This is a genomic window from Streptococcus infantis (assembly GCF_047460405.1).
In the GTDB taxonomy this organism is placed as follows: Bacteria; Bacillota; Bacilli; order Lactobacillales; family Streptococcaceae; genus Streptococcus; species Streptococcus infantis_Q.
On the sequence record NZ_JASHGH010000014.1, the window covers coordinates 45,846 to 70,464 of the forward strand.

Annotated in this window: 31 protein-coding genes and 2 tRNA genes; 20 read left to right on the top strand and 13 right to left on the bottom strand. The window is 41.5% G+C overall.

Annotation, left to right across the window (positions count from 1 at the left end):
- Nucleotides 1–9: 9 nt before the first annotated feature.
- The 7 genes from QM928_RS07280 (at nucleotide 10) to QM928_RS07310 (ending at nucleotide 7,311) form a co-directional block, all read left to right on the top strand.
- A complete protein-coding gene (locus QM928_RS07280; RefSeq protein ID WP_414294880.1) occupies nucleotides 10–1,251 on the top strand; it encodes an aminopeptidase in 1,242 nt (413 codons plus the stop codon).
- A gap of 9 nt (nucleotides 1,252–1,260) precedes the next feature.
- Nucleotides 1,261–1,491, top strand: a complete 231-nt coding sequence (locus QM928_RS07285) for a GlsB/YeaQ/YmgE family stress response membrane protein (RefSeq protein ID WP_049504434.1) — start codon at nucleotides 1,261–1,263, stop codon at nucleotides 1,489–1,491.
- Nucleotides 1,492–1,662: 171 nt separating this feature from the next.
- On the top strand, nucleotides 1,663–2,571 hold the full coding sequence (locus QM928_RS07290) for a LysR family transcriptional regulator (RefSeq protein ID WP_025171295.1): 909 nt from the start codon (nucleotides 1,663–1,665) through the stop codon (nucleotides 2,569–2,571).
- 39 nt (nucleotides 2,572–2,610) lie between these two features.
- Complete coding sequence (gene queA / locus QM928_RS07295; RefSeq protein WP_414294906.1) at nucleotides 2,611–3,639, top strand: tRNA preQ1(34) S-adenosylmethionine ribosyltransferase-isomerase QueA; 1,029 nt, start codon at nucleotides 2,611–2,613, stop codon at nucleotides 3,637–3,639.
- Nucleotides 3,640–3,858: 219 nt separating this feature from the next.
- Nucleotides 3,859–4,410, top strand: a complete 552-nt coding sequence (locus tag QM928_RS07300; protein WP_414285161.1) for a DUF6287 domain-containing protein — start codon at nucleotides 3,859–3,861, stop codon at nucleotides 4,408–4,410.
- A 513-nt stretch (nucleotides 4,411–4,923) separates the two neighbouring features.
- The gene (locus QM928_RS07305) at nucleotides 4,924–6,213 is read left to right on the top strand and encodes a DUF308 domain-containing protein (protein WP_414294879.1); all 1,290 of its coding nucleotides are present in this window, start codon (nucleotides 4,924–4,926) and stop codon (nucleotides 6,211–6,213) included.
- 9 nt (nucleotides 6,214–6,222) lie between these two features.
- On the top strand, nucleotides 6,223–7,311 hold the full coding sequence (locus QM928_RS07310; RefSeq protein WP_084881667.1) for an AI-2E family transporter: 1,089 nt from the start codon (nucleotides 6,223–6,225) through the stop codon (nucleotides 7,309–7,311).
- Nucleotides 7,312–7,451: 140 nt separating this feature from the next.
- On the opposite strand, the gene QM928_RS07315 is transcribed toward QM928_RS07310, so the two are convergent.
- The 4 genes from QM928_RS07315 to QM928_RS07330 form a co-directional block, all read right to left on the bottom strand.
- Nucleotides 7,452–7,524: transfer RNA gene (locus tag QM928_RS07315), tRNA-Lys, on the bottom strand.
- A 62-nt stretch (nucleotides 7,525–7,586) separates the two neighbouring features.
- Nucleotides 7,587–8,102: a DUF308 domain-containing protein gene (locus QM928_RS07320; RefSeq protein WP_000672739.1), complete on the bottom strand. Its 516-nt coding sequence runs from the start codon at nucleotides 8,100–8,102 to the stop codon at nucleotides 7,587–7,589.
- 354 nt (nucleotides 8,103–8,456) lie between these two features.
- Nucleotides 8,457–8,529: transfer RNA gene (locus QM928_RS07325), tRNA-Lys, on the bottom strand.
- 264 nt (nucleotides 8,530–8,793) lie between these two features.
- Nucleotides 8,794–10,065: a replication-associated recombination protein A gene (locus QM928_RS07330; RefSeq protein WP_125442973.1), complete on the bottom strand. Its 1,272-nt coding sequence runs from the start codon at nucleotides 10,063–10,065 to the stop codon at nucleotides 8,794–8,796.
- Nucleotides 10,066–10,180: 115 nt separating this feature from the next.
- Between QM928_RS07330 and QM928_RS07335 the strand changes: the two genes are divergently transcribed.
- The 7 genes from QM928_RS07335 (at nucleotide 10,181) to pepF (ending at nucleotide 15,843) form a co-directional block, all read left to right on the top strand.
- Nucleotides 10,181–10,651, top strand: coding sequence for a DUF3013 family protein (locus QM928_RS07335; RefSeq protein ID WP_414294878.1), 471 nt, complete (start codon nucleotides 10,181–10,183; stop codon nucleotides 10,649–10,651).
- A gap of 55 nt (nucleotides 10,652–10,706) precedes the next feature.
- The gene (locus QM928_RS07340; RefSeq protein ID WP_414294877.1) at nucleotides 10,707–11,249 is read left to right on the top strand and encodes a hypothetical protein; all 543 of its coding nucleotides are present in this window, start codon (nucleotides 10,707–10,709) and stop codon (nucleotides 11,247–11,249) included.
- 49 nt (nucleotides 11,250–11,298) lie between these two features.
- Nucleotides 11,299–11,733, top strand: a complete 435-nt coding sequence (locus QM928_RS07345; RefSeq protein ID WP_414294876.1) for an NUDIX hydrolase — start codon at nucleotides 11,299–11,301, stop codon at nucleotides 11,731–11,733.
- A complete protein-coding gene (locus QM928_RS07350) occupies nucleotides 11,730–12,203 on the top strand; it encodes a GNAT family N-acetyltransferase (protein ID WP_414294875.1) in 474 nt (157 codons plus the stop codon). The genes QM928_RS07345 and QM928_RS07350 overlap by 4 nt, the downstream gene beginning before the upstream one ends.
- 137 nt (nucleotides 12,204–12,340) lie before the next feature.
- On the top strand, nucleotides 12,341–13,291 hold the full coding sequence (gene prmA / locus QM928_RS07355; RefSeq protein WP_414294905.1) for a 50S ribosomal protein L11 methyltransferase: 951 nt from the start codon (nucleotides 12,341–12,343) through the stop codon (nucleotides 13,289–13,291).
- A gap of 1 nt (nucleotide 13,292) precedes the next feature.
- Complete coding sequence (locus QM928_RS07360) at nucleotides 13,293–14,036, top strand: 16S rRNA (uracil(1498)-N(3))-methyltransferase (protein WP_414294874.1); 744 nt, start codon at nucleotides 13,293–13,295, stop codon at nucleotides 14,034–14,036.
- 10 nt (nucleotides 14,037–14,046) lie between these two features.
- Entirely contained in the window at nucleotides 14,047–15,843 is a 1,797-nt protein-coding gene (pepF, locus tag QM928_RS07365; protein ID WP_414294873.1) for an oligoendopeptidase F, read from the top strand.
- Nucleotides 15,844–16,118: 275 nt separating this feature from the next.
- Here the strand turns inward: pepF and QM928_RS07370 are convergent, their stop codons facing one another.
- Nucleotides 16,119–16,508, bottom strand: a complete 390-nt coding sequence (locus QM928_RS07370) for a nuclear transport factor 2 family protein (protein ID WP_049548518.1) — start codon at nucleotides 16,506–16,508, stop codon at nucleotides 16,119–16,121.
- A 150-nt stretch (nucleotides 16,509–16,658) separates the two neighbouring features.
- On the opposite strand from QM928_RS07370, the gene QM928_RS07375 reads away from it, so the two are divergent.
- The 3 genes from QM928_RS07375 to QM928_RS07385 all read left to right on the top strand — a co-directional run bounded on the left by QM928_RS07375 (nucleotide 16,659) and on the right by QM928_RS07385 (nucleotide 18,572).
- Entirely contained in the window at nucleotides 16,659–16,991 is a 333-nt protein-coding gene (locus QM928_RS07375; protein ID WP_049548517.1) for a winged helix-turn-helix transcriptional regulator, read from the top strand.
- Nucleotides 16,992–17,002: 11 nt separating this feature from the next.
- Nucleotides 17,003–17,794 carry a DUF2785 domain-containing protein gene (locus QM928_RS07380; RefSeq protein WP_153224869.1) on the top strand — a complete coding sequence of 264 codons (792 nt, stop codon included), beginning with the start codon at nucleotides 17,003–17,005 and terminating at the stop codon, nucleotides 17,792–17,794.
- 109 nt (nucleotides 17,795–17,903) lie between these two features.
- On the top strand, nucleotides 17,904–18,572 hold the full coding sequence (locus tag QM928_RS07385; protein WP_414294872.1) for an MIP/aquaporin family protein: 669 nt from the start codon (nucleotides 17,904–17,906) through the stop codon (nucleotides 18,570–18,572).
- A 217-nt stretch (nucleotides 18,573–18,789) separates the two neighbouring features.
- Here QM928_RS07385 and queF read toward each other — a convergent pair whose 3' ends face one another.
- The 7 genes from queF to QM928_RS07420 form a co-directional block, all read right to left on the bottom strand.
- The gene (gene queF, locus QM928_RS07390) at nucleotides 18,790–19,281 is read right to left on the bottom strand and encodes a preQ(1) synthase (RefSeq protein ID WP_000082582.1); all 492 of its coding nucleotides are present in this window, start codon (nucleotides 19,279–19,281) and stop codon (nucleotides 18,790–18,792) included.
- 18 nt (nucleotides 19,282–19,299) lie between these two features.
- A complete protein-coding gene (queE, locus tag QM928_RS07395; RefSeq protein WP_075231901.1) occupies nucleotides 19,300–20,016 on the bottom strand; it encodes a 7-carboxy-7-deazaguanine synthase QueE in 717 nt (238 codons plus the stop codon).
- Nucleotides 20,009–20,452, bottom strand: a complete 444-nt coding sequence (gene queD, locus QM928_RS07400; protein ID WP_125415378.1) for a 6-carboxytetrahydropterin synthase QueD — start codon at nucleotides 20,450–20,452, stop codon at nucleotides 20,009–20,011. Before queD ends, queE begins: the two co-directional genes overlap by 8 nt.
- A complete protein-coding gene (gene queC, locus QM928_RS07405) occupies nucleotides 20,452–21,105 on the bottom strand; it encodes a 7-cyano-7-deazaguanine synthase QueC (RefSeq protein WP_153224871.1) in 654 nt (217 codons plus the stop codon). The genes queD and queC overlap by 1 nt, the downstream gene beginning before the upstream one ends.
- A gap of 202 nt (nucleotides 21,106–21,307) precedes the next feature.
- Nucleotides 21,308–21,622 carry a thioredoxin gene (gene trxA / locus QM928_RS07410; RefSeq protein WP_001029584.1) on the bottom strand — a complete coding sequence of 105 codons (315 nt, stop codon included), beginning with the start codon at nucleotides 21,620–21,622 and terminating at the stop codon, nucleotides 21,308–21,310.
- Between the two features lie 14 nt (nucleotides 21,623–21,636).
- Nucleotides 21,637–21,858 (bottom strand): DUF4649 family protein, encoded by a 222-nt coding sequence (locus QM928_RS07415; RefSeq protein ID WP_049508973.1) that lies wholly within the window; start codon nucleotides 21,856–21,858, stop codon nucleotides 21,637–21,639.
- Nucleotides 21,859–21,954: 96 nt separating this feature from the next.
- A complete protein-coding gene (locus QM928_RS07420; protein WP_414294871.1) occupies nucleotides 21,955–22,335 on the bottom strand; it encodes a MarR family winged helix-turn-helix transcriptional regulator in 381 nt (126 codons plus the stop codon).
- 181 nt (nucleotides 22,336–22,516) lie between these two features.
- Between QM928_RS07420 and QM928_RS07425 the strand changes: the two genes are divergently transcribed.
- From QM928_RS07425 to QM928_RS07435, 3 genes are all read left to right on the top strand, one after another.
- Nucleotides 22,517–22,891, top strand: a complete 375-nt coding sequence (locus QM928_RS07425) for a CidA/LrgA family protein (protein ID WP_000781321.1) — start codon at nucleotides 22,517–22,519, stop codon at nucleotides 22,889–22,891.
- The gene (locus QM928_RS07430; RefSeq protein ID WP_414294870.1) at nucleotides 22,888–23,583 is read left to right on the top strand and encodes an LrgB family protein; all 696 of its coding nucleotides are present in this window, start codon (nucleotides 22,888–22,890) and stop codon (nucleotides 23,581–23,583) included. The genes QM928_RS07425 and QM928_RS07430 overlap by 4 nt, the downstream gene beginning before the upstream one ends.
- A 186-nt stretch (nucleotides 23,584–23,769) precedes the next feature.
- Nucleotides 23,770–24,432: a hypothetical protein gene (locus QM928_RS07435; protein ID WP_414294869.1), complete on the top strand. Its 663-nt coding sequence runs from the start codon at nucleotides 23,770–23,772 to the stop codon at nucleotides 24,430–24,432.
- 91 nt (nucleotides 24,433–24,523) lie between these two features.
- On the opposite strand, the gene QM928_RS07440 is transcribed toward QM928_RS07435, so the two are convergent.
- Nucleotides 24,524–24,619: IS3 family transposase (locus QM928_RS07440; RefSeq protein WP_414267217.1), on the bottom strand; the 96-nt coding region annotated here is incomplete at its 5' end.

The window sequence follows — 24,619 nt, forward strand, 5'->3', positions numbered from 1 at the left end:
GAAAACAGAATGGTTTTACCAAATTTTAAAGAAAATCTAGAAAAATACGCTAAGCTTTTGGTTGCAAACGGAGTGAACGTGCAACCTGGTCACACTTTGGCTCTCTCAATCGATGTGGAGCAACGTGAGTTGGCTCACTTGATCGTTAAAGAAGCCTATGCACTTGGAGCGCACGAAGTTATCGTTCAATGGGCAGATGACTTTGTAAACCGTGAGAAATTCCTTCACGCGCCGATGGAGCGTTTGGACAATGTACCAGAATACAAGATTGCTGAGATGAACTACCTTCTTGAAAACAAAGCAAGTCGTCTCGGTGTTCGTTCTTCTGACCCAGGTGCCTTGAACGGAGTGGATGGGGAAAAGCTCTCAGCTTCTGCAAAAGCTATGGGAATTGCCATGAAGCCAATGCGTATCGCAACTCAATCTAACAAGGTTAGCTGGACTGTAGCAGCTGCTGCTGGACTAGAGTGGGCTAAGAAGGTCTTTCCAAATGCTGCAAGCGACGAAGAAGCAGTCGATCTCCTTTGGGACCAAATCTTCAAAACTTGCCGTATCTACGAAGAAGATCCAGTTAAAGCTTGGGAAAAACATGCTGCTATCCTCAAGAGCAAGGCGGAAATGCTGAATAAAGAGCAATTCTCAGCTCTTCACTACACTGCTCCTGGAACTGATTTGACACTTGGCTTGCCTAAGAACCACGTTTGGGAATCTGCCGGAGCGATCAATGCTCAAGGCGAAGGATTCTTGCCAAATATGCCAACAGAAGAAGTCTTTACAGCTCCTGATTTCCGTCGTGCAGATGGTTATGTCACTTCTACAAAACCTCTTAGCTACAATGGAAATATTATCGAAGGCATCAAGGTGACCTTTGAAAATGGTCAAATCGTTGATATCACTGCTGAGAAGGGTGATCAAGTTATGAAGGACCTTGTCTTTAAGAATGCTGGTGCGCGTGCCTTGGGTGAGTGTGCCTTGGTACCAGATCCAAGTCCAATTTCTCAGTCAGGGATTACCTTCTTTAACACTCTTTTCGATGAAAATGCTTCTAACCACTTGGCTATTGGTGCAGCTTACGCAACTAGCGTTGTTGGTGGAGCAGAGATGAGTGAAGAAGAGCTTGAAGCTGCAGGACTTAACCGTTCTGATGTTCACGTTGACTTTATGATTGGTTCGAGCCAAATGGATATCGATGGTATCCGTGAGGATGGAACACGCGTACCCCTCTTTCGCAATGGAGATTGGGCAATTTAAGGAGAAACTATGATTGGAAGTATGTTTGTCGGGCTTTTAATCGGACTACTAGCAGGAGCTATCACCAATCGTGGCGAACGCATGGGCTGCTTCGGGAAAATGTTTCTCGGCTGGATTGGTGCCTTTTTAGGACAATTAATCTTTGGTTCTTGGGGACCAAGCCTAAGCGGTACAGCCATTATCCCATCAGTTCTCGGGGCTATGATTCTGCTAGCCATTTTTTGGGAAAGAGGAAGCTAAGTTTCGATTAAAAAGCTTGTATAATAATAAAGATTAAAGGAGGTTGGAATTGTTTCAACCTCTTTTTAAAGTGCTAGATAAAGTCATTTGAAAGCACTCATCTAAGCTTAGCCATAGACCTTTCAGTGACTGGTTCTTTTTATATTGCCTCAAGTATGGTACAATAAAAGCATGAGAATTCAACAATTACACTATATTATCAAAATCGTAGAGACTGGTTCGATGAATGAGGCTGCCAAGCAACTCTTTATTACACAACCTAGTCTTTCAAATGCAGTTCGTGACCTAGAAAATGAGATGGGGATTGAGATTTTTATCCGCAATCCTAAAGGAATCACCCTTACACGTGATGGGATGGAGTTTCTATCCTATGCCCGTCAGGTTGTCGAGCAAACTCAACTTCTAGAAGAACGCTATAAGAACCCAATCGCTCATCGCGAGCTTTTTAGTGTGTCTTCACAACACTATGCCTTTGTAGTTAATGCCTTTGTTTCCTTGCTCAAGAAAAGCGATATGGAAAAGTACGAGCTTTTTTTGCGTGAAACCAGAACCTGGGAGATCATCGACGACGTCAAGAACTTCCGAAGTGAAGTGGGAGTTCTCTTTTTAAATAGCTATAACCGGGACGTTCTTTCGAAGATGTTGGATGATAACCATCTGGTTGCCCACCATCTCTTTACAGCCCAACCCCATATCTTTGTCAGCAAGACCAACCCTCTTGCCAAAAAAGACAAGGTGCAGTTGGCAGACCTAGAAGACTTCCCTTACTTGAGCTATGACCAAGGAACCCATAATTCCTTCTATTTCTCAGAAGAGATTTTGTCACAAGAACACCACAAGAAATCCATCGTGGTTAGTGACCGTGCGACCTTGTTCAATCTCTTGATTGGTTTGGACGGCTATACCATCGCGACAGGTATCCTCAATAGTAATCTTAATGGAGACAATATTGTTTCCATTCCTCTAGATATTGATGATCCCATTGAACTGGTTTATATCCAGCATGAGAAAACTAGCTTGTCCAAGATGGGTGAACGTTTCATCGAGTACCTACTTGAAGAAGTTCGTTTTGATAGCTAATCGTAACTACATTAGAAAAGAAAAGGAAATATGACTACAATGAATACCAATGATTTTGATTTTCACTTGCCTGAGGAGTTGATTGCTCAGACTCCTTTGGAAAAGCGCGATGCCTCTAAACTCTTGATGGTCAATCGCAAAACAGGTGAATTTCAAGATCGCCACTTTCACTCTATTATCGAAATGTTAGAGCCAGGTGATGCGCTGGTTATGAATGATACCCGTGTCTTACCAGCTCGACTTCATGGTCAAAAGGAAGAAACAGGGGGCCATGTTGAACTCTTGCTCTTGAAAAATACAGCAGGAGACGAATGGGAAGTCTTGGCAAAACCTGCTAAACGTCTCAAGGTCGGCGCCCGTGTTGTCTTTGGTGATGGTCGACTAAGCGCAGTTGTGACTGAGGAATTAACCCATGGTGGCCGTATTGTCCGTTTTGAGTATGAAGGAATTTTCCTAGAAGTACTTGAAAGTCTTGGAGAAATGCCCTTGCCTCCTTATATCCATGAAAAGTTGGATGACCGTGAACGTTACCAGACAGTCTATGCCAAGGAGAGTGGATCAGCAGCAGCCCCGACTGCAGGTCTCCATTTTACCAAGGAATTACTGGAAGAAATCCAGCAAAAAGGGGTTCGCCTAGTCTATCTGACCTTGCACGTTGGACTTGGGACCTTTAGACCTGTTTCAGTAGATAATTTGGATGAACACGAGATGCACTCAGAGTTTTACCAATTGTCTGAGGAAGCTGCAGCGACCTTGCGACAGGTCAAGGAAAATGGTGGCCGTGTCATTGCTGTGGGGACAACCTCTATCCGTACACTAGAGACTATCGGAAGCAAGTTTGACGGCCAAATCCAGGCCGATTCTGGCTGGACCAATATCTTTATCAAGCCTGGCTATGATTGGAAAGTGGTGGATGCTTTTTCTACTAATTTCCACTTGCCTAAATCAACATTGGTTATGCTCGTTTCTGCCTTTGCAGGCCGTGAATTGGTCCTCGAAGCCTATCAGCATGCTATCGATGAAAAATACCGTTTCTTTAGCTTTGGCGATGCCATGTTTATCTATTAAAGCTATTAAAAAATCAAAGAAGATATAAAGAGAGACTGATTCATTCTTGGATCAGTTTTTTGCTTGATCTTACACAAAGTTACCAAAATAACTATTGAATTATAGACAAATAAATGATACACTGAAAACTACAGGTTAGCCGTCAAAAATATATGTAATTTCGGACTAGCCATTTTAGATTCAGACTAAACTGGGTCATCATTTCAAAAGGAGATTTTTATGAAAAACAAAACATTGCGTTACACTAGTCTTTCAGCTCTTGCTTTGCTGGCGGTCTTAACATTAGCTGCTTGTGGAGGAAATGCTGAAAAAACTACAGCATCTTCAAGCAAAGAGGCTTCATCCTCTAAAGTAACTAAGGAGTCATCAAGTAAAACAGAAGCTAGTCAAAAAGAGGAGCAGAAGTCTGAGACAAGTTCTTCAAGCGCTACAGCTACTCAAACTGAGACAAAGGCGGAAAATCAAAAAGATTATTCTAAATTCCTTGGAACTTGGGAGAATTATGCTGGAACAACTGCTACAGTCACAGCGGATGGAATCGTGACCATTCAAAGCTCAAAAGGCACCTTTAAATATGAGATGGACAAAGTAGAGGAGAAGGACGGTTACTATTTGACAGGAATTCATCTTGTTGGTGGTGGAGAAGGAGCACGCCTTATCTTTACCCCAGCAGGCGTAGCAAATGAATTAACTGGTACGGATGGTAGCCAAGACGTCTTGGCAATCGGCCAATCACCAAGCGACAAAGATAGTCATTTTTACCGAAATTAAGAATGAAAAAAGAAAAAGTGAGCCAAATCGACGGCTCGCTTTTTGAGTGGTGAAAAGTATGGATGAGATTGATTTGACAAGTAAAAAAGCCTTGATTCCAAGACTTTTTCCTGTTGTTTAGATGCCCCTGCATAATTTTTGAAGAGTTTTCATGTTGAAAATAATCAAAACTATTGAAATAAGTAAAAAGTTGAACTATAGGGAATATTGTGTCATAATAGGTAATAGATGAATAATTAATAGATTGGAAATAATGCTTTCTTACCTTAACAAGTTGAATTGGTTATACATTTTTTCGTCGCAATTGTGTCTATCTCTCGAGTTTAGCTAGTTTTTATAAGCTCTGGCTTCTAATCAATATAACAAATTTTAGAAGTGCATAAGACAAGATGGTGACATTACTACAGTCATTTCTAGTCACCATATGTTGCTGGCACAGGCTGTTTGTAGTGTTGGCTATTTACTAGTCAGTTTAATCGGAGTGTTTAATTTTTATTGTTGAAAGGTTTTTATATGGCGAAAATTCTATCTTTAGGTCTGACAGGTAAGAAATTACTTGCTCAGGGGTTCTTGTTTGTTCTGCTAGGTCTCATCTTGATGGTCACGGGGACTTGGTTGCCAGTAAAGGTTATTCGACTGGTTCTGTTTTTAGCTTGGATAGCAACGGTCTTAGATTTAGTATTACGTATTTTCAAAAAAAGTCAGTCAACGGACACCTTGGGAGTTGCACTGGTTAAATTGTTAGTGCTGGGATATTTGCTTGGCTCCAATCTTGCGACGGATGTGCCGATTTATATTTTGGCTCTTGTGATTGGAGTTTATCAGATTTTTCATGCTAGTATTAACCTTGTCACCTATGTTCTCTACCGCAAAAACAAAATTCGACCTCGTTTTCGTCTCTTACTAGATGGACTCGTACTAGTTTTTCTTGGTGGGACTAGTCTTTTGTCCTCTACAGGAAATTCTGTCTTTCAACTCTTTGTATTAGGGGCTTATTTTTTCCTTTATGGTCTGTCCAATATCCGTGATGGTTTCTTGTTTGAGGAGGAAATTGGGAAAAACCATCTCAAACGTCGCATTAGAATTAGCTTACCTATTGTCCTAGCCGCTCTCATCCCTGCAAGAACTTTAGCAAAAATCAACAAATTCATGCAGGAAAATGCTGATGAGAGAGAGGATATCCATCTTGGAATAGTGAAGTCTGGTAAGACAGCAGAGCTAGAAATTTTTGTTCATACAGCTGAGACCTCCCTGTTTTCAGCTATTGGTCATGTGGATATCTGCTATCAAGGCCGTGTTATTTCTTATGGCAACTATGATCCGTCTTCTGAGACCTTATTTGGCATGGTAGGAGATGGTGTCTTATATTTCTGTGATCGTGACAAGTACATTGACCTATGTAAACGTGAGAGTCAAAAAACGCTTTTTGGTTATGGGATAGATTTGACGCCTGAAATGGAAAAAGCAGTTCAGAAAAAGTTGGCTGAATTGAAACAACTGACGATTCCATGGGAGCCAAGTGCAGATAAAATCATGACAGGTGATGGTAAGGAAGACTACACCTACGCTTATAAAATCAGACATGAGACAGATGGGGAACTTTATAAATTTATCAAATCTAAGTTTAAATCCTACTTTGTCTTATCTACAAACTGTGTGCTCTTGGCTGATACCATAGTCGGTCAGGCTGGCACCGATATCCTCTCACCCAAAGGATTTATCGCTCCAGGAACTTACCAAGCCTACCTTAATCGAGAGTTTGAAAAACCAAATAGTATAGTCGTATCTAAACATGTTTATTAAGGAGAATTTATGAACTTAGTAAAAAAATACACCCCGTTAATACTTTTTATAGGGCTGGTTGCTCTTGTAATTCTGAATGCATCGAGCTTTATATCAGGAGCAATCTCTTTCTTTGACGTGACTTCAACCTTGATTTATGGTGCTGTTATTGCTTTTGTGCTTAATGTTCCTATGAAAAAAATTGAACAGTACTTAGTTAAATTGAAGGTAAAGGCAGAGTTGCGTCGTCCGATTGCCATGGTACTTGTTTTCCTAGCTCTTATCTTAATCGTGATTGCTCTTTTGGTTTTGGTGCTGCCAACCCTAGCCCAGACTATTAGTCAGCTGGGAACAGTCCTTTCAACAGTCCTTACTCAACTTGGGAAATTGCTAGGCAGCTCGGAATTTGTAACCAAAGACATGTTGTCAACTATCGTATCAGGCATACAGGGACAGTCTAGCTCTATTAGCCAAGCTTTGATAGGTTTTTTATCAGGTCTGACTAGTAATATCGGCAATATTTTTTCAAGTTTGATGAATGCCTTTTTGATTATAGTCTTCACCTTTTTATTTTTATCCAGTAAGGAACATTTGGCAGCGATGACGAGTCGACTTCTAAAAGTTTTTCTTCCAGAGAAGGTGGTGATAAAGTTGACTTACATTGGACAAGTAGCACTAGAGACTTATGACCAATTTTTGATGAGTCAGCTGATTGAAGCAGTTATCATAGGAGTTATGATAGCGGTTGGTTACAGCGTGTTTGGGATACCCTATGGAGTAATGACAGGTATCTTTGCAGGAGTGCTATCGTTCATTCCTTATGTAGGGCCTATGATTGCTTGTGTTGTGGGAGCGATTTTTATCTTCACAGTGAGTCCTACTCAAGCCTTACTTTCTCTTCTTCTATATCAAGTTATACAGCTGATTGAAGGAAACCTTATTTATCCTAGAGTTGTAGGTCAGTCTATTGGTTTGCCAGCTATTTTCACGCTTGCGGCTGCTAGTATTGGAGGCAATCTCTTTGGCTTACTTGGGATGATATTCTTTACACCGATATTTGCTGTTATCTATCGATTGGTTAAGGAATTTGTCGTTGCAAAGGAAAATCAGGTAGATTAAGCAAAACTAAATTTAATAAGATATACTGAGAAGAGAGTGAGAGATTCTCTTCTCTTTTATTTTTAAATACTTTTCTACAAAAAGCTATTAGACGTTAAAAAAAGCCTTGGTTTCAAGGCTTATTTCTGTTGATTTAGATGTGCCCCCTGCAGGGCTCGAACCTGCGCCCCATAGCTTAAGAGTCTACTGCTCTACCAACTGAGCTAAGGAGGCAACAGAAAAAGCTGAGAATGTAACTTCCCAGCTATTTTAATATGCCCAAAATGGCAGCTAGATTATTTACGAAAGGCATCAAGGATATAGGTGAAACCAACAATTAAAAATGCAAAGGCAACGACATAAACGACAAAGACACTTGTAGCTACTGGATTGAACAAAATCACTAGACCTAGTAAAAATGCAAGCAACGCTATCCACATGATATGGTTGCCAATAATAGGGAAAATCAATCCCAGACGATTGCCTTTAAAGAAAGCTATAATGGCTTCTACAATTAACCAAATTCCTAAAATAGTTGGAATGACAACTGGCAGCGTCACAAAGCCATAGGCAACGAGGTAAAGAGCTAAGAGAAGATTAACAATCCCTTGGAAAAGATGAGCTGGTGAGCGAAGCTCTTTTGGTACAGAGAAATAGCCTAAAATAGCTGCTATAGAAGAAACCAGTAAACCAAATGCAATCCACCAGCTGTAAGCAACAAGATTAGCTACTGGGTTTGTAAATAGGAAAAGTCCTAAAAGGACAAAAACAACTCCTGCAAGGAATAGCAGTAAACGATTAGAAAATTTCATTTCAATACCCCCTATATAGTATAGTATAGTTTGATAATAAAAATATTATACACCTTTTTAGAGGAAATATCAATAAACTAAATGGAAAATTTGGAAGTTTCAGTCTGATTCATGAAAAGAAAATCAGTTTTTATTATTTTGAAAATAAAAAGAGAAGATAAAATTTGTCTTCTCTACATGAAAATATTGTATGGCATCAAAGCAAAAGTAACTGGCTTTACACTATTTGTAAAGATGTAATTTGATTCAAAAAGAAAAGATAGATTTAAAATGTGGGACAAATGATGGGGTAAATCAGTTATAGACAAGCAAAAAAAGCCTTGATTTACAAGGCTTTTTCCTGTTGTATTTAGATGCCCCCTACAGGGATCGAACCTGTGACCCACGGATTAAGAGTCCGCTGCTCTGCCAGCTGAGCTAAGGAGGCAAAGAAAAAAGCTGTATTGGTGCCGAAACTTCACGGTTTGTATTGAACCCGCGCAATTAAGCAGGTGGGCAACTCGCTCTAACTGAAGCTGTTTCCGTGTGAGACGGCCTACATGCTGTTAGAAGACTTTTGTTTCCCTAATAATACAAAAAATAGTCGGTCAACACTTAAGTGTGAAGTCGTACACCACAGCGTTTCTATGTTTATATAATACCACTTTTTCAAAAAAAATCAAGAGGAAAGTGCAATTTTTTGAAAAGGATTTCAGATTTTTCGCAAACGGTCGATAGCTTCCTTTCTTTGAGCCAAAGCCCGTTCATATTTACCAGTATCTTCTGCTTGGAAATAGTGATGATTACGAATTTTTTCTGGTAGATAGTCTTGCTTGACCCAATTTCCAGGGTAGTTGTGTGGATAGAGATAGTCTTGGGCATTCCCCAGTTCCTTGCTTCCACTGTAGTGCCCATCACGCAGGTGTCGCGGAATAGGCAAGTGCCCTGATGTTTTGAGGTCAGCAAGTGCCTTATCCATAGCCACATAAGCTGAGTTGGATTTCGGAGAAAGGGCCAAATCAATCACGACATTGGCAATGAGAATACGGGCTTCTGGGAAACCAATCTTCTGGGCAGCATCCAGAGCAGTCACGGTGTGAATCTGGGCTTCAGGATTGGCCAAACCGATATCTTCATAAGCGATAACAGTCAAACGACGAGCGAGACTTGGCAAATCACCAGCCTCAATCAAGCGGGCAGCATAGTGAAGACTGGCATCAACATCTGAGCCACGGATAGACTTTTGCAGGGCTGAGAGGACATCGTAGTGGCCATCTCCATCCTTATCCATAGTGATGTAGCTTCGCTGCAGGCTATTTTCCATGATGTCTAGAGTGATATGGCGGATGCCCTTGTCATTTTCGGGAGTAGAAAGAACAGCCAAGTCAAGTGAGTTGAAGGCAGAGCGAAGGTCTCCGTTTGTAGAGGTAGCAATGAAATCCAGCGCATCCTCATCTAGTTCTACTGGAAAATCAAAACCACGTTCAGGGTTATTTAGAGCTATCTGCAGGGCCTCTTTGACGTCTTGGTTAGACAGAGGTTCCAACTCAAAAATCTGAACACGACTGCGAATGGCAGGAGTGACAGAAAAGAAAGGATTTTCAGTTGTAGCCCCAATCATGATGACTAGTCCACTTTCCAAGAGAGGAAGGAGAAAGTCTTGCTTGGTTTTATCTAGTCTATGAATCTCGTCTAGTAATAGGACGAGACCACCTGAAAATTTAGCCTCTTCCGCGATTTCTTGCAGTCGCTTTTTACTATCAACTGTCGCATTGAAAGTTCGAAAGGCATACTTTGTTGTTCCAGCGATGGCAGAGGCAATACTGGTCTTGCCGATGCCTGGAGGTCCGTAGAGAATCATGGAAGACAGACGGTTGGCTTCCACCATGCGACGGATGATTTTTCCAGGTCCGACCAGATGCTCCTGACCGATGACCTGGTCTATGGTTTTAGGGCGCATGCGAAGCGCGAGATTGTCTGGCATAGCAGTCCTTTCTAGCGTGGATTTTCTGATGTATATGTGGTAAGATGGTAGTATCTATTTTAGCATATTTCCGAGCAATCGGGGCGATTAAAGAGTCGCATAGAAAGAGGACAAAATGGCAACATATGGATTTTTAGATGTTTTAGAGGAAGAGTTGGAGAAGAATTTTCCCTTTGACTTTGAGATTAGTTGGGACAAGCGCAACCACGCGGTTGAAGTGAGTTTTCTGCTAGAGGTGCAAAATGCCGCAGGAGTGGAGATGCTGGATGAGGACGGAGAGGTGTCGTCAGACGATATCCTTTTTGAAGAAGCGGTGCTTTTTTACAACCCTGCTAAGTCAACAGTCAATGCAGAAGACTATTTGGCAGTTATCCCTTACCTGCCTAAGAAAGGTTTTTCTCGTGAATTCTTAGCTTATTTTGCCCTATTTCTCAAGGATACTGCCGAGGTTGGACTAGATGCTCTCATGGACTTTTTGGAAGACCCAGAAGCAGAAGAATTTGTCATGGAATGGAACCAAGAAGTCTTTGAAGAAGGAAAAGCAGGCTTGGAAGAGGGAGAGTTTTATCCTTATCCGAGATATTAGAAAAGATTTTAAGTGGACATTTTTGAATAATTAATTCAAGGAGAAGGGGGAGACTATGCTAGAAAAAGTCAAACAGTTTTTCAGGAGAAGGTCTGCAAAAACTGAGCCGTCAGTTGATATTCTTCCCCGAAATCGCTTTGCGGATCTAGATTTCGAGCGAGTATTGAAGTCAGGAACTCGTTGTTGTGTTGATGAAGATGGGCACTATGTTGAGGATGGTAAAATCACATTATTTGAATTTTCTATAGACTTTGCAGAATTTGAGTTTACAGGTGATTTCAAAATTGAGGAGGAAGATCAGTTTAAGCAACTATTACCTCGTTTGAATAGTTTTGACAATGCCATTCAGTCCCATTTGGAAAGCGAGTCGCAACAACCTATCCCTCAGTTTGCCAAGAATCTCGGCTATACTCAGAAGAGGTGGGAGAAAACCTTTTACTTCCATCCTTGGATATTAAGCTTTGATGAAAATCCTCCTAATCTTCGCTATGTTGCAGATTATGTAAATGATGAGTTTACGGTTTATTTTGCTAAAAAACATGGCAGATGGCAGGCGTACTGGGATGCAGAGTGCCAAAAGGTGATTGAAGAAAGCTAGCTAGGGGTTTTCTATAGAGTAGTAGTTATGATAAGAAAAGGTCATCATCATGGAATTATTGGATAAACACTTGGATTTTACTGGCTGCAAAATTGCTCTATTTTGTGGAGAAGAGCTACTGACCATCTTACGTGATGACAAGGACAATATCCCTTGTCCCAACATGTGGGAGTTGCCGGGTGGGGGCCGTGAAGGGGACGAGAGCCCTTTTGAGTGCGCAGCGCGTGAAGTTTATGAGGAACTGGGAATTCATTTAGATGAAGACTGTCTGCTTTGGAGCAAGGTCTATCCCAGCATGCTCTATGAATGTCGGCAGTCTGTCTTTATGGTCGGTCAGCTAAGTCAGGATCAGTTTGATAGTATCACCTTTGGAGATGAAGGACAGGCTTACAAACTGATGAGCATTGAGGAATTTCTCACTTCTAAACAGGCAGTACCTCAGCTCCAGGGGAGATTGAGGGATTATTTGGAGGAAAGTTTATGATAAGACTTGAGAGAGCAGGAGCAGAAGATTTAGAAACGATTATTGCCATTCAAAGAGCTAGTTTTAAAGCAGTTTATGACAAATACCAAGATGAATATGACCCTTATCTCGAGGACCGTGAACGCATTAAGTGGAAACTAGGCGAGCGTCCCAATAGTTATTACTATTTTGTGAAAAAAGCTGAAGAGAAGATTGGTTTTTTACGAATTCAGACCAATGACGAGTTAACGAAAGCTTGGTTGGGAACGGCAGCGATTTTGCCCCAGTATCAGGGAAAAGGGTATGGTTCTGAAGGATTGGAATTGCTGGAAAAGGAATTTCCAACCATCACACAATGGGATTTGTGTACGGTGTTACAGGATGCAGGCATGGTCGCCTTCTACGAGAAAAATGGCTATCGTCAAACCCATATCGAGCCTGAAAAAGAAGGCATGGATATGGTCTACATGAAAAAATTGATAGAGAAATAGAAAGGATGGTTCAGTTTAATTTCTAAACTGAACCAGCCCTAAACACTGTGCCAAAAAGATAAACATCTCTTAGACACAAGCGTCTTCAGAGAGTTTCCTATTTTGGCTTTGTGTTTTACGGGCTTGGTATCTTAATGATGGAAACATGGCAAGAGTTAAAAGTTACAGTGAAGCGTGAGGGAGAGGAGCTGGTCTCTAATCTCTTGATTGAGCTAGGAGCGCAAGGTGTTGCGATCGAAGACAGCATGGACTATGTGGGGAATGTGGATCGATTTGGAGAGATTTTCCCTGAGGTCGAGCAACAAGAAGAAATCGTGGTGACAGCCTACTACCCTGATACGATTGATATAGCAGCGGTGGAAGCGGACTTGCAAACACGTCTCTCAGAATTGACCGACTTTATGGACTTAGGAGAAGTCAAGATTGGTACGACTGCCTTGGCTGAGGAAGACTGGGCTGACAACTGGAAGAAATATTATGAGCCAGCTCGTATCACTCATGACTTGACTATCGTGCCGTCATGGACGGACTATGAGGCGACAGCAGGCGAGAAGATTATCAAGCTAGATCCTGGTATGGCCTTTGGGACAGGGACCCACCCAACAACCAAGATGAGCCTTTTTGCCTTGGAGCAGGTTCTTCGCGGTGGGGAAACAGTCCTGGATGTAGGGACTGGTTCAGGGGTCCTTTCTATTGCTAGCTCCCTTCTAGGTGCCAAGGAAATTTTTGCCTATGACCTGGACGATGTGGCGGTTCGTGTCGCTCAGGAAAATATTGAGCTCAACCCAGGCATGGAAAATATCCATGTGGCACCAGGAGATTTGCTTAAGGGCGTGGAGATTGAAGCAGATGTTATCGTGGCTAATATCTTGGCGGATATCCTCATTCATCTGACGGATGATGCTTATCGCTTGGTCAAGGATGAAGGCTACCTTATCATGAGTGGCATTATCAAGGACAAGTGGGACATGGTGCGTGAGTCGGCTGAGTCCGCTGGATTTTTCCTTGAAACCCACATGATACAAGGGGAATGGAATGCCTGCGTCTTTAAGAAAACTAAGGATATTTCAGGTGTGATTGGAGGCTAGCATGCAACAGTATTTTGTAAAAGGTCTTGCCACATCACCAGTCACCATCGAGGACAAGGAAACCAGTAAGCACATGTTTCAGGTGATGCGCTTAAAGGAGGATGACGAAGTTACTCTAGTCTTTGATGATGGTATCAAGCGTTTGGCGCGCGTGCTGGATGTGGAAAATCGTCAGTTTGAGTTGGTCCAAGAGTTAGCTGACAATGTGGAACTGCCAGTCCAAGTGACCATCGCATCAGGCTTTCCCAAGGGAGATAAGCTGGAGTTTATCACTCAAAAAGTGACAGAGCTAGGTGCTAGCCAGATATGGGCCTTCCCTGCTGAATGGTCCGTTGCCAAGTGGGACGGGAAAAAATTGGGCAAAAAGGTCGAGAAACTAGAAAAAATTGCCCTTGGAGCAGCCGAGCAAAGCAAGCGGAATTCGGTCCCAAGTATTACCCTATTTGAGAAAAAGGCAGACTTTCTAGCCCAACTTGACCAGTTTGACCGCATCGTGGTGGCCTATGAAGAGTCGGCTAAAGAAGGAGAAGTTGCCGCACTTATACAAGCTGTTGCTGGACTAGAAAAAGGAGCAAAACTGCTCTTCATCTTTGGTCCAGAAGGAGGTTTGTCACTTGCTGAGATTGAAAGTTTTGAAGCTAAAGGAGCAGTCTTGGCAGGACTTGGCCCCCGCATTTTGCGAGCAGAAACAGCGCCACTTTACGCCTTATCTGCTATAAGTGTTTTATTAGAATTAGAGAAATAAGAGGAAGAAAATGGAACAAAAACACCGTTCAGAATTTCCCGAAAAGGAACTTTGGGACTTGACAGCACTATACCAAGACCGTGAGGATTTCTTGCGTGCCATTGAAAAGGCGCGTGAAGACATCAATCAATTTAGCCGTGACTACAAGGGCAATCTTCACACTTTTGAAGATTTCGAGAAGGCCTTTGCGGAATTGGAACAAATCTACATTCAGATGAGTCATATTGGCAATTACAGCTTTATGCCTCAGACGACAGACTATGGTAATGAAGATTTTGCTAATATCGCTCAGGCTGGGATGGACTTTGAGACAGATGCTAGCGTAGCTTTGACCTTCTTTGATGACGCCTTGGTAGAAGCAGATGAAGAAGTCTTGGACCGTTTGGGTGACTTGCCACATTTGACGGCAGCCATTCGTCAGGCCAAAATCAAAAAAGCCCACTATCTTGGGGCTGATGTGGAGAAGGCCTTGACCAATCTGGGTGAAGTTTTCTACAGTCCACAGGATATCTATACTAAAATGCGAGCTGGGGACTTTGAAATGGCTGATTTTGAAGTCCATGGAAAAACCTACAAAAACAGCTTTGTGACCTATGAAAACTTCTACCAAAACCACGAGGACGCTGAGGTTCGTGAGAAATCCTTCCGTTCTTTCTCAGAAGGACTACGTAAGCACCAAAATACGGCAGCTGCAGCCTACCTTGCTCAAGTCAAGTCTGAAAAACTATTGGCAGATATGAAGGGATACGGCTCAGTTTTTGATTATCTTCTGGCTGAACAAGAAGTAGACCGTGCCATGTTTGATCGTCAGATTGACCTCATCATGAAGGACTTTGCGCCAGTTGCTCAGCGATATCTCAAGCATGTTGCCAAGGTGAATGGTCTTGAAAAGATGACCTTTGCGGATTGGAAATTGGACTTGGACAGTGCTCTCAATCCAGAGGTTAGCATTGATGATGCCTATGATTTGGTCATGAAGTCAGTAGAACCTTTGGGACAAGAATATTGTCAGGAAGTTGCTCGCTATCAAGAAGAGCGCTGGGTGGACTTTGCTGCCAATAGTGGCAAGGATTCTGGTGGCTATGCAGCTGATCCATACCGTGTGCATCCTTATGTTCTCATGAGCTGGACAGGTCGTTTGAGCGATGTTTATACCTTGATTCATGAAATCGGGCATTCTGGTCAATTTATCTTTTCAGACAATCACCAAAGCTATTTTAACGCCCACATGTCGACCTACTATGTTGAAGCACCGTCAACCTTCAATGAATTGCTTTTAAGTGATTACTTGGAACACCAGTCTGATGATCCACGTCAGAAACGATTCGCTCTTGCCCACCGCTTGACAGATACCTACTTCCATAACTTTATCACCCACCTCTTGGAAGCAGCCTTCCAGCGTAAGGTTTATACATTGATTGAAGAAGGGGAGACCTTTGGAGCAAGTAAACTCAACAGCATTATGAAGGAAGTCTTGACAGACTTTTGGGGAGATGCCATTGAGATTGACGACGATGCGGCTCTGACTTGGATGCGCCAAGCTCACTATTACATGGGCTTGTATAGCTACACTTACTCAGCTGGACTTGTCATCTCGACTGCTGGTTACCTTCATCTTAAAAACTCAGAAACTGGAGCTGAAGACTGGCTCAATCTCCTTAAATCAGGTGGTAGTAAGACACCGCTTGAGTCAGCCATGATTATCGGAGCAGATATTTCAACAGACAAACCACTCCGTGATACCATTCAATTCTTGTCTGATACGGTTGACCGAATTATCAACTACAGTGCCCAGTTGGGAGAGTAAATTAAAAGAATCTGGGACAAAAGTCTGATCTTAAATATAAAAAGCGAACAAAACGAGTTATCTGACACTCAGAATTCGGTCTTGTTCGCTTTTTTATCTAATCTATTGCTTTAAAAAATTTATAGTTGATTGAAATAAGACATGAACAAAGAGATTAGGAAAGTCAAATCAATTTCTAAAAATGTTTTAGAATCTGTAGTGTACTATTCTAAGTTCAATCGGCTATATAATAAAGAATTCCTAAAATCAAAATTTTTTTGTCCCGACCTCTTTAATTATCCCCAAAAGCTATCTTCTTTAGCTTGATCTGAAGAGAAGAGCCAAACTTCTTTGATTTTTCCGTCTTCAATACGGAAGAGGTCAATTCCGTTCATATTGAGTTCAGTACCATCAGCCCGTGTTCCAAGAAAAGTAACATTAGCTGCGACAAAATCCTTATTATCAGAAACCCAATTTGTTATCACCTTAAAGGTTCCATTAGTTTTCTCAGCAAATGTAGCTAGGTGAGGTCCTAGTTGGTCCTTACCAACAACTGTACCAGATATACTATGAGTACCAGGTTGATTCCAGACAATATCGTCTGCCATCGTTTCAAAGACACCAGGAAAGTCCCCAGCAATTAAAGCTTGGTTATAAGTATTGAAAATTTCTAAGTTTGTTGACATATATATTCTCCATTTCTTTTTTATGATATAATTGTAACAGTTACAAACAAAAAAACAAGTAGACACTTTTTTGATAGCTAGTATCAAAAGTAGTACTTTTATTGATACTAAAAGATAAATTTTTTAAAAAAAATAGAAAGAAGATATTTTATGACAAATAAAGTGAGTGAGTATGGTATTTGTCCATTTGCGACAACGCAGAGGGTTTTAACAGGGAAATGGGCACTGGTAATCATTTATCAGTTGAGTACGGGTACTAAACGATTTAAAGAATTGCAGAGATTATTGCCTGGGATTACTCAAACTATTTTGACACGTCATCTCCGTCAATTAGAAAAGGATAAGATTGTTCAACGAAAGGTCTATGCGGAAGTTCCCCCACGAGTTGAGTACAGCTTAACCGAAATGGGGCAGGAATTCAAAGTTGTTTTAGATGCTGTCGAGAAATGGGGTCTAGATTATATCAAGTTGCTAGAAATGTAGAGGTATTGACCATGTATCAAAAGTTACTTAGAAAAATAGCAGAAGAAAAACCGAGCTATCGTCAAGAAGAAATCCTGTGGTTGCTTGAGCACTTAGGGGATACTAGTCCAGAGATTCGCGATGAATTGGTTTTTACTAGTCTGGCTAGGGGGATTCAAGAAGAGTTGTTTACAAAGGAGCAATTTCAGTTGATTGCTGCTGTGATTGTCTCTGATGGTGGACTAGATAAAGAGCTCTATAAGCTAGGAGCTTCAACGCTTGAACGTTCTTTTAGGGCCCTTATTTATGCCAATCTCTTATCTGCCGATGGCAACCAACACTCTCTTTATTATCAAGTGCTTAAAACTGATATCAGAAATACGATGCTCGATCAAGGTTTGCATTACCTTGAAAAAGAAGAGGATACGACAGGTTTTTCAAGTCAGTATGGTTGGGTGCATGCTTTTGCTCATGGGGCTGATCTTTTAACTGAAGTTGTTTGTCATCCAGACTTTTCTAAAAATAGAGTTCATGAAGTATTTGACATACTTGGCCAACTATTTAAAAGAGTTTCGATTCGGTTTATTGATGACGAGGACTGGCGCTTGGCCAGAGTCCTTTACGAACCTATTTTGCAAGGCAAGGTGGAGCAAGCGACACTGGCTTCTTGGATAAAGTCACTTGATTTTCCGATAGAAGAGAGGGAAGATTTTTATAAATTTTCCAATTTCAGATCCTGTCTCTTAGAAGTCTATGTTCAACTTGACCAGAGAAATAGTTTACAAGATGACTTGAAAGAAGCTATTCAATCTTTCCAATATTAGATTTTGATTATCAAATGTGAAAACTTACACAATGTTTCCAAGCACATTTCTTGAAACCCTTTCCTTCTTCTGATAGACTAATACATAGTTTGAAAAAAGGAGACTTAATATGAAAAAATTTGTTGCTGAATTAATCGGTACTTTTATGCTTGTGTTCATCGGAACAGGAGCTGTTGTTTTTGGAAATGGTGTTGAAGGTCTTGGACACCTTGGGATTGCTCTTGCCTTTGGTTTGGCAATCGTAGTCGCAGCTTTCTCAATCGGAACTGTTTCAGGTGCTCACTTGAATCCAGCTGTTTCTATCGCTATGTTTGTTAACAAACGTTTGTCATCTTCAGAGCTTGTAAACTACATCCTTGGTCAAGTGGTTGGTGCTTTCCTTGCATCTGGATCTATATTCTTCCTCTTGGCAAATTCAGGTATGTCAACTGCAAGTCTTGGTGAAAATGCCTTGGCAAACGGAGTAACTGTCTTTGGTGGTTTCTTGTTTGAAACAATCGCAACATTCTTGTTTGTTTTGGTGATCATGACTGTAACATCAGCAAGCAAAGGGAATGGCGCAATCGCTGGTTTGGTCATTGGTTTGTCATTGACAGCTTTGATTCTAGCTGGCTTGAACATCACTGGACTTTCAGTAAACCCAGCTCGTAGCTTGGCACCAGCTGTTTTGGTAGGTGGCGCAGCTCTTCAACAAGTATGGATTTTCATCCTTGCACCAATCGTTGGTGGAGTTCTTGCAGCTCTTGTTGCTAAAAACTTCCTTGGAACTGAAGAATAATTGAAACTCAAAAAGCCTTGCTCCTCATGATGAGGAACAGGGCTTTTTTGTATGATACTCTTCGAAAATCTCTTCAAACTACGTCAACTTCCATCTGCAACCTCAAAACAGTGTTTTGAGCTGACTTCGTCAGTTTTATCTACAACCTCAAAGCAGTGCTTTGAGCAACCTACGGCTAGTTTCCTAGTTTGCTCTTTGATTTTCATTGAGTATGAGTTTATCGGTTGTCAATTTTCTCTGGATAAAGGTCGTGTTGGAAGAGGCGTTGTTCTGCCAAGCCTTCATACTTGGTTCCAGGTCTACCGTAGTTGTAGTAAGGGTCAATTGAAATGCCACCGCGAGGTGTAAATTTCCCCCAAACCTCTAAATAGCGAGGATCTAGCAAGTTGACCAAGTCTTTTCCGATAGTGTTGATACAGTTTTCGTGAAAATCTCCATGGTTTCGATAGCTAAAGAGGTAGAGTTTGAGGGATTTTGACTCGACACAGAGCTTGTCAGGAATGTAGGAAATATAAATCGTTGCAAAGTCTGGCTGCGCAGTGATTGGGCACAGTGAGGTAAATTCAGGGCAGTTGAATTTGATGAAATAGTCATTTTCCACATGACGATTGTCAAAGGATTCCAGGACTTCTGGTTGATAGTCGAAAATGTAGTTGGTTTCTTTATTGCCCAGTAGGCTTAGGTTTTTCATTTCTTCTTGTTGTGACATGATTTTTTCTTTCTAATCTTAAACACCACGTTGGTTGTCGTAGAGGAGGGTATGCAGTTGAGGAAGGACGCGGACGTTGCCCCAGCTATCGTCAGTAGCGACGCGTTCCCAGAGTTCTTTGAGGCGGTCCAGTTGGTCTTGGACAATATTTCCTGTAGCCTTGGGCTCAGGATTTCCAGCCGATAAGAAGAGGACATCTGGTTGGTAGCGTTCTTGAATGCCTTTGGCAAAGGTCAAATCTGCATCGTCAAAGACAGGGATTTTAAAGGTGACCTTGTTTGGATCCAGTTGGGAAACAATGAAGTCCAAGGTCTCAAAGTTGACTTCCATCTTGGATGAAGGAGGTTTGGGACTGAGAGTGACCTGGTCGATATCTTTCAACCAATTTTGCCAGCGGGAGCCTTGAGTTTCAACAGCTAGAGTGACACCGCGTTCCTTGAGCTTGGTGACCAGTTCAGCCATGTTAGCTGCTAGGATAGCAGGATTTCCGCCAGACAAGGTAACGTAGTCGTAGCTCCCCAATTTATCTAATTCAGCAATGACCTCATCAGCTGTCATGCGAGTTGGTTTTTCAGAACCATCCCAAGTAAAGGCAGAATCGCACCAGTCGCAGTGGTAGTCGCAACCTGCAGTGCGGACAAACATGGTTTTCTGCCCAATAGCACGACCTTCACCTTGAAAGGTTGGGCCAAAAATTTCCAGAACTGGTAGTTTGAGGACACGTTCCCTAGTCATCTAACCACTCCCGTCTAAATTCCGCAAAGGCAGTCGGAGTCTCATAGAGGCGAACGTATTCCAAACGGAGACCACGTTCGTCTGGCAACTCTTGGTTCATAGTTTGAAAAATCCAGTAAACCATATTTTCAGCAGTCGTGTTCATATAGGGAAGAGTTTCATTGAGATAGCGATGATCCAAGTGGGGTTCTAAGTAGTCCTTGTAGATCGCTTTGATGTCTCCAAAATCGTAGGTCATACCACGTTCATCTAAAAATCCACTGACAGCAATCTGCAGATGATAAGTGTGACCATGCAGAGATTTGCATTTTCCCTCATAGTGAAAGAGGTGGTGGGCGGCATCAAAGGTAAATTCTTTGGAGACTAAGGTTCTGTGAGGATTGTAGACAAGAGATTCCCCTGTTTCCTGTTTGATTTCTTTGGGTGCAAAAAACATTAGGCCTCTCCTTTCTGTGAGAGATAAACATCTAACCCATGTTGACGTAGGTGGCAGGCTGGACAATCCCCACAGCCACTGCCGATAATTCCATTGTAGCAGGTCAAGGTCTTTTCGCGAACATAGCCAAAGGCACCGAGTTGGTCAGCTAATTCCCAAGTTTCAGCCTTGTCCAGCCACATGAGAGGTGTTTGGATAACGAAGTCGTAATCCATGGCAAGGTTGAGCGTCACATTAAGGGATTTGACAAAGACATCTCGACAATCAGGGTAGCCAGAGAAATCTGTCTCACAGACACCTGTCACGATGTCTTTAATGCCACGTTGCTTGGCAAGAACTGCCGCAAAGGATAGAAAGAGGTGGTTGCGACCATCAACGAAGGTATTGGGAACCTCTCCCTCTTTTTGCTCAATCTCCATATCAGAGGTCAGGGCATTTTCAGTGATTTGCCCCAGCAGAGACATATCTAAGATGTGATGACGAATGCCTTGTTCCTTAGCGATTTCTTGGGCAACTTGAATTTCGAGATGATGGCGTTGACCATAGGCAAAGGTGACAGCTTCGACTGTTTCATAGTGTTCTTTAGCCCAAAAGAGGCAGGTTGTGGAATCTTGACCGCCACTAAAGACGACCAAGGCTGATTGACGTTTCATAGTACTCCTTCCAAAATGGGAAATGTTCAGAGCACGCAAAAAGCTCCCATGAGGGAGCTAAAAAATACCAAGTAGAGGTTTTTTTTAGCGATGGCATGTCCCAAACATCGTAATATTCTACCTACAGTCTAGCATATTTTTTGAAAAATGGCAAAGGACAAGAAAAAAGAGACCAAATGATTGCACTTGGTCTCTAGTATGATTAGCTCAATTCAGCAACGATTGCCTTGATTTGTTCTGCTGTATGAACACCAGCAACTTGTTTAACCACTTGTCCATCTTTTTTGAAAAGAAGAGTAGGGATAGACATGATACCGAATGAACGAGCTGTGTTTGGGTTTTCATCAACGTCCATTTTAACGATCTTCAAGACATCTTCTGAAAGTTCTTCAGACAATTTGTCCAAGATTGGACCTTGCATACGACATGGACCGCACCAAGTTGCCCAGAAGTCTACCAAGACCAATCCGTCTTTAGTTTCTTGTTCAAATGTTGCGTCTGTAATTGCTTTTGCCATAGTATTTCTCCTTTTTAGTTATATTGGCTTAAATCTTGTTTCATGAGATAGAAGAAGACATCTCCGTAAGTCCCATGGTAGTCCAAATCATGTCCCTTGTAGGTTACTTTTTGGACAGGGTAATAGTCTGCGACACCAATTAGGCAGGCATGTTGAGAACGTTCAAATTCATCGTATGACTCAAAGGTCATGGTTCTCTCTTGCTTGCTGGCATCAAGATAAGTGATTTCAATCATAGGATTCTCCTTTGCTAAATCATGTTTTCATTTTACTCCTTGAAAAAAGGAATGTCAAGAAAAATGATTGCGCACGCAAGTTTTTTAAAAAATATGTTAAGCTAACCAATTAGCTTTTGTCTCTAAGCTCTCTTCGACAGCTGTTTGTAAATAAGCCAAGGTAGTCTGTCCTTCGCTTGTCAGGCAGATAAAACTAGCTCGTTTGTCCTGGTCGCAGCATCTCCGACTAAGTAAGCCACAGTTTTTTGCTTCTAGGCGAGCCACCATCCGTGAAACAGCACTAGGGCTCAGGTGGAGTTTATCTGGCAAGTCGATTTGTCTTAGGGATTTGCCTTCAGCCTGATTCAGAAAGTGCAAGAGGTAAAATTCCTTGAGTGTCAAGGTTTGTTCACTCTGCTCAGCGATGGTCTCTTCTAAAATGGCTTCTAGCTCTACTTGCCTACGGTTGAACTCAAACCATTTTTCTAAGTAAGTCATGTCCATCTCCTTTCCCTCTATAATAGTGTAATCATACTAGTGCATCTATGATGCTTGCGCACGCAATTAGTATACACCTTTTTGGCTTGGATAGCAAGAAGGATGTTTCTTATATATTTCCTTGAAATTTTCTGAAAAAAGAGTAAACTGGTATGCAGAAAGTCTATTTGTGGAGTTTACAATGAAGTTATATGTTCAGTTAATGATTCTCTTTGTGATTTCTCTAATCGGTGAAGGAATCTCCAGTTTTTTTCATTTGCCCATACCAGGAAGTATCATCGGCTTGATTATTCTGTTTCTAGCCTTGCAGTTCAAGTGGCTGCGAATCCGCCATGTCAACATGGTGGGGAACTTTTTGCTGGCCAACATGACCATCCTCTTTCTACCTCCTGCGGTTGGAATTATGGAAAAGTTTGATGTGATTGCTCCCTATCTCCTACCTATTGTCTTGATTGTCTTTTTTGCAGCAGTGATTAATATCATCCTGATTGCGCTTGTGGTTCAATTTATCAAAAAACGCTATGAAGGTGACTACGAAGAAAGAGGTGCTAAATGAGTGAATTTGTATCCAATCCCCTATTTGGGATTGCCTTGTCAATCTTAGCCTATCTTGGGGGAATGATGATTTTCAGACGCTATCCTCATCCCTTAACGACTCCCTTGTTGCTGTCAGCTATTTTTATTATCATCTTTCTAAAGGTGACTGGCATTTCCTACCAAGATTACTACCAAGGTGGGGTTTATCTTAACAACTTGATTGTTCCTTCAACAGTGGCTCTAGGAATTCCCCTCTATAAGAGTTTCCACTTGATGAAGCATCATGTTAGGAGTATTTTGCTGGGGAGCTTTCTAGCTGTCATCGTCAATACCACTTTTACAGCCCTGGTCGCAAAAATCTTTGGCATGGACTTTTTCCTAGTCATTTCCCTCTTTCCTAAGTCAGTAACGACCGCTATGGCAGTAGGAATTACAGAAAAGTTGCAAGGCTTGACTACTGTGACTCTAGTAGTTGTAGTAGCAACGGGGATTTTGACCAGCGTTATCGGACCAACGCTTTTGAAATGGCTCAAGATAGACGATCCAGTGGCTGTTGGACTAGCCCTGGGTGGAACAGGACACGCGGTTGGAACTGGAACGGCCTTCCGCTATGGACCAGTCGCAGGTGCCATGGGAGGACTAGCTATCGGTGTTACAGGTGTTCTCTATGTATTTGTCAGTCCTATTGTAGCTAATTTAATCTTGAGTTAAAAAGCAAGGATTAAGAATTTGGAGAACATCGGTTTTATTTTAGGGTGAGGATGAAAAAGATTGTCCTGTGACTCGAAACTATATCTATCTAGGACTTAAGAGTTGAAGAAAAGTGGCGTCAAGGGGATTTTACAGAAATGAATAGAGACAGTTTATGAATGAAAAATTAAATTTTTAAAGAAATATGTGATATCTGGAGAGCTGGTCGAGATTTTATCTAATTTTAAAAATCTGTCCAATCATCCTATTCCACAATATTGGCGGGATGCCTTTCAAACATCAGATTTTTCTAAAAGAAAACAAATAATTTTTGAGGAATGGAAAAAATATTTAGGAGTTGAGCTCAGTAATACAATCTCATATCTAGAAGAATTTTCAGAAGATATAGAACTTATCAAAATTGGACCTACCTATTCCTTGCTTTATTCCATTAGAACTTATCAGAGCAAGAGTCTAGTATTTTATGAGGGCAAAATGCCGATTTTGGCCCAAGAGTTTACAGACCACTTCAATCAGTCAAAACTGGAACTTGACGGGAGTATCCGTGATTTCTATACACACATTCATGCAGGATTTAATGATTATACGAGTAAAAGCATGGGATTAGACGATTTAGATATGATTGACCCAATAGCCGATTATGATTGGGAATTTGAGGATCAGTTAACAAATGACATTTCCTGTTATTACAATTTTTTTAGCAATGGTATGGGAAAGTATCTCGTGTTAGACTTGTCTAAACCAATGAGTCAAGGTGGAGTGTTCTGGTCAAAGGATGAGTTGCCCATTTATCCAATCCCTTTTTGGGATTATGTTGATGAATGGATTATTCTGGGGCTTGATTTCTAGGTGTTTGATTGTCAGTGACTTTATTGATAAGGTTAAAACAGAAAAAGGATGGAATGATTTTGTACTGACCCCAAAAAGTTAGACAATTAATTTAAGCAAAGGATTTAATTCTGTATTGTACAGGACTAAGTCCTTTTAGTTTTACCTTAATTCGTTTGTTGTTGTAGTAATCAATATAGTCTACAAT

Bases quoted from the DNA above. Each gene is read 5' to 3' on its own strand.
- QM928_RS07280 (WP_414294880.1), top strand. From the start codon at position 10: ATGGTTTTACCAAATTTTAAAGAAAATCTAGAAAAATACGCTAAGCTT.
- QM928_RS07285 (WP_049504434.1), top strand. From the start codon at position 1,261: ATGATTGGAAGTATGTTTGTCGGGCTTTTAATCGGACTACTAGCAGGA.
- QM928_RS07290 (WP_025171295.1), top strand. From the start codon at position 1,663: ATGAGAATTCAACAATTACACTATATTATCAAAATCGTAGAGACTGGT.
- queA (WP_414294906.1), top strand. From the start codon at position 2,611: ATGAATACCAATGATTTTGATTTTCACTTGCCTGAGGAGTTGATTGCT.
- QM928_RS07300 (WP_414285161.1), top strand. From the start codon at position 3,859: ATGAAAAACAAAACATTGCGTTACACTAGTCTTTCAGCTCTTGCTTTG.
- QM928_RS07305 (WP_414294879.1), top strand. From the start codon at position 4,924: ATGGCGAAAATTCTATCTTTAGGTCTGACAGGTAAGAAATTACTTGCT.
- QM928_RS07310 (WP_084881667.1), top strand. From the start codon at position 6,223: ATGAACTTAGTAAAAAAATACACCCCGTTAATACTTTTTATAGGGCTG.
- QM928_RS07320 (WP_000672739.1), bottom strand. From the start codon at position 8,102: ATGAAATTTTCTAATCGTTTACTGCTATTCCTTGCAGGAGTTGTTTTT.
- QM928_RS07330 (WP_125442973.1), bottom strand. From the start codon at position 10,065: ATGCCAGACAATCTCGCGCTTCGCATGCGCCCTAAAACCATAGACCAG.
- QM928_RS07335 (WP_414294878.1), top strand. From the start codon at position 10,181: ATGGCAACATATGGATTTTTAGATGTTTTAGAGGAAGAGTTGGAGAAG.
- QM928_RS07340 (WP_414294877.1), top strand. From the start codon at position 10,707: ATGCTAGAAAAAGTCAAACAGTTTTTCAGGAGAAGGTCTGCAAAAACT.
- QM928_RS07345 (WP_414294876.1), top strand. From the start codon at position 11,299: ATGGAATTATTGGATAAACACTTGGATTTTACTGGCTGCAAAATTGCT.
- QM928_RS07350 (WP_414294875.1), top strand. From the start codon at position 11,730: ATGATAAGACTTGAGAGAGCAGGAGCAGAAGATTTAGAAACGATTATT.
- prmA (WP_414294905.1), top strand. From the start codon at position 12,341: ATGGAAACATGGCAAGAGTTAAAAGTTACAGTGAAGCGTGAGGGAGAG.
- QM928_RS07360 (WP_414294874.1), top strand. From the start codon at position 13,293: ATGCAACAGTATTTTGTAAAAGGTCTTGCCACATCACCAGTCACCATC.
- pepF (WP_414294873.1), top strand. From the start codon at position 14,047: ATGGAACAAAAACACCGTTCAGAATTTCCCGAAAAGGAACTTTGGGAC.
- QM928_RS07370 (WP_049548518.1), bottom strand. From the start codon at position 16,508: ATGTCAACAAACTTAGAAATTTTCAATACTTATAACCAAGCTTTAATT.
- QM928_RS07375 (WP_049548517.1), top strand. From the start codon at position 16,659: ATGACAAATAAAGTGAGTGAGTATGGTATTTGTCCATTTGCGACAACG.
- QM928_RS07380 (WP_153224869.1), top strand. From the start codon at position 17,003: ATGTATCAAAAGTTACTTAGAAAAATAGCAGAAGAAAAACCGAGCTAT.
- QM928_RS07385 (WP_414294872.1), top strand. From the start codon at position 17,904: ATGAAAAAATTTGTTGCTGAATTAATCGGTACTTTTATGCTTGTGTTC.
- queF (WP_000082582.1), bottom strand. From the start codon at position 19,281: ATGTCACAACAAGAAGAAATGAAAAACCTAAGCCTACTGGGCAATAAA.
- queE (WP_075231901.1), bottom strand. From the start codon at position 20,016: ATGACTAGGGAACGTGTCCTCAAACTACCAGTTCTGGAAATTTTTGGC.
- queD (WP_125415378.1), bottom strand. From the start codon at position 20,452: ATGTTTTTTGCACCCAAAGAAATCAAACAGGAAACAGGGGAATCTCTT.
- queC (WP_153224871.1), bottom strand. From the start codon at position 21,105: ATGAAACGTCAATCAGCCTTGGTCGTCTTTAGTGGCGGTCAAGATTCC.
- trxA (WP_001029584.1), bottom strand. From the start codon at position 21,622: ATGGCAAAAGCAATTACAGACGCAACATTTGAACAAGAAACTAAAGAC.
- QM928_RS07415 (WP_049508973.1), bottom strand. From the start codon at position 21,858: ATGATTGAAATCACTTATCTTGATGCCAGCAAGCAAGAGAGAACCATG.
- QM928_RS07420 (WP_414294871.1), bottom strand. From the start codon at position 22,335: ATGACTTACTTAGAAAAATGGTTTGAGTTCAACCGTAGGCAAGTAGAG.
- QM928_RS07425 (WP_000781321.1), top strand. From the start codon at position 22,517: ATGAAGTTATATGTTCAGTTAATGATTCTCTTTGTGATTTCTCTAATC.
- QM928_RS07430 (WP_414294870.1), top strand. From the start codon at position 22,888: ATGAGTGAATTTGTATCCAATCCCCTATTTGGGATTGCCTTGTCAATC.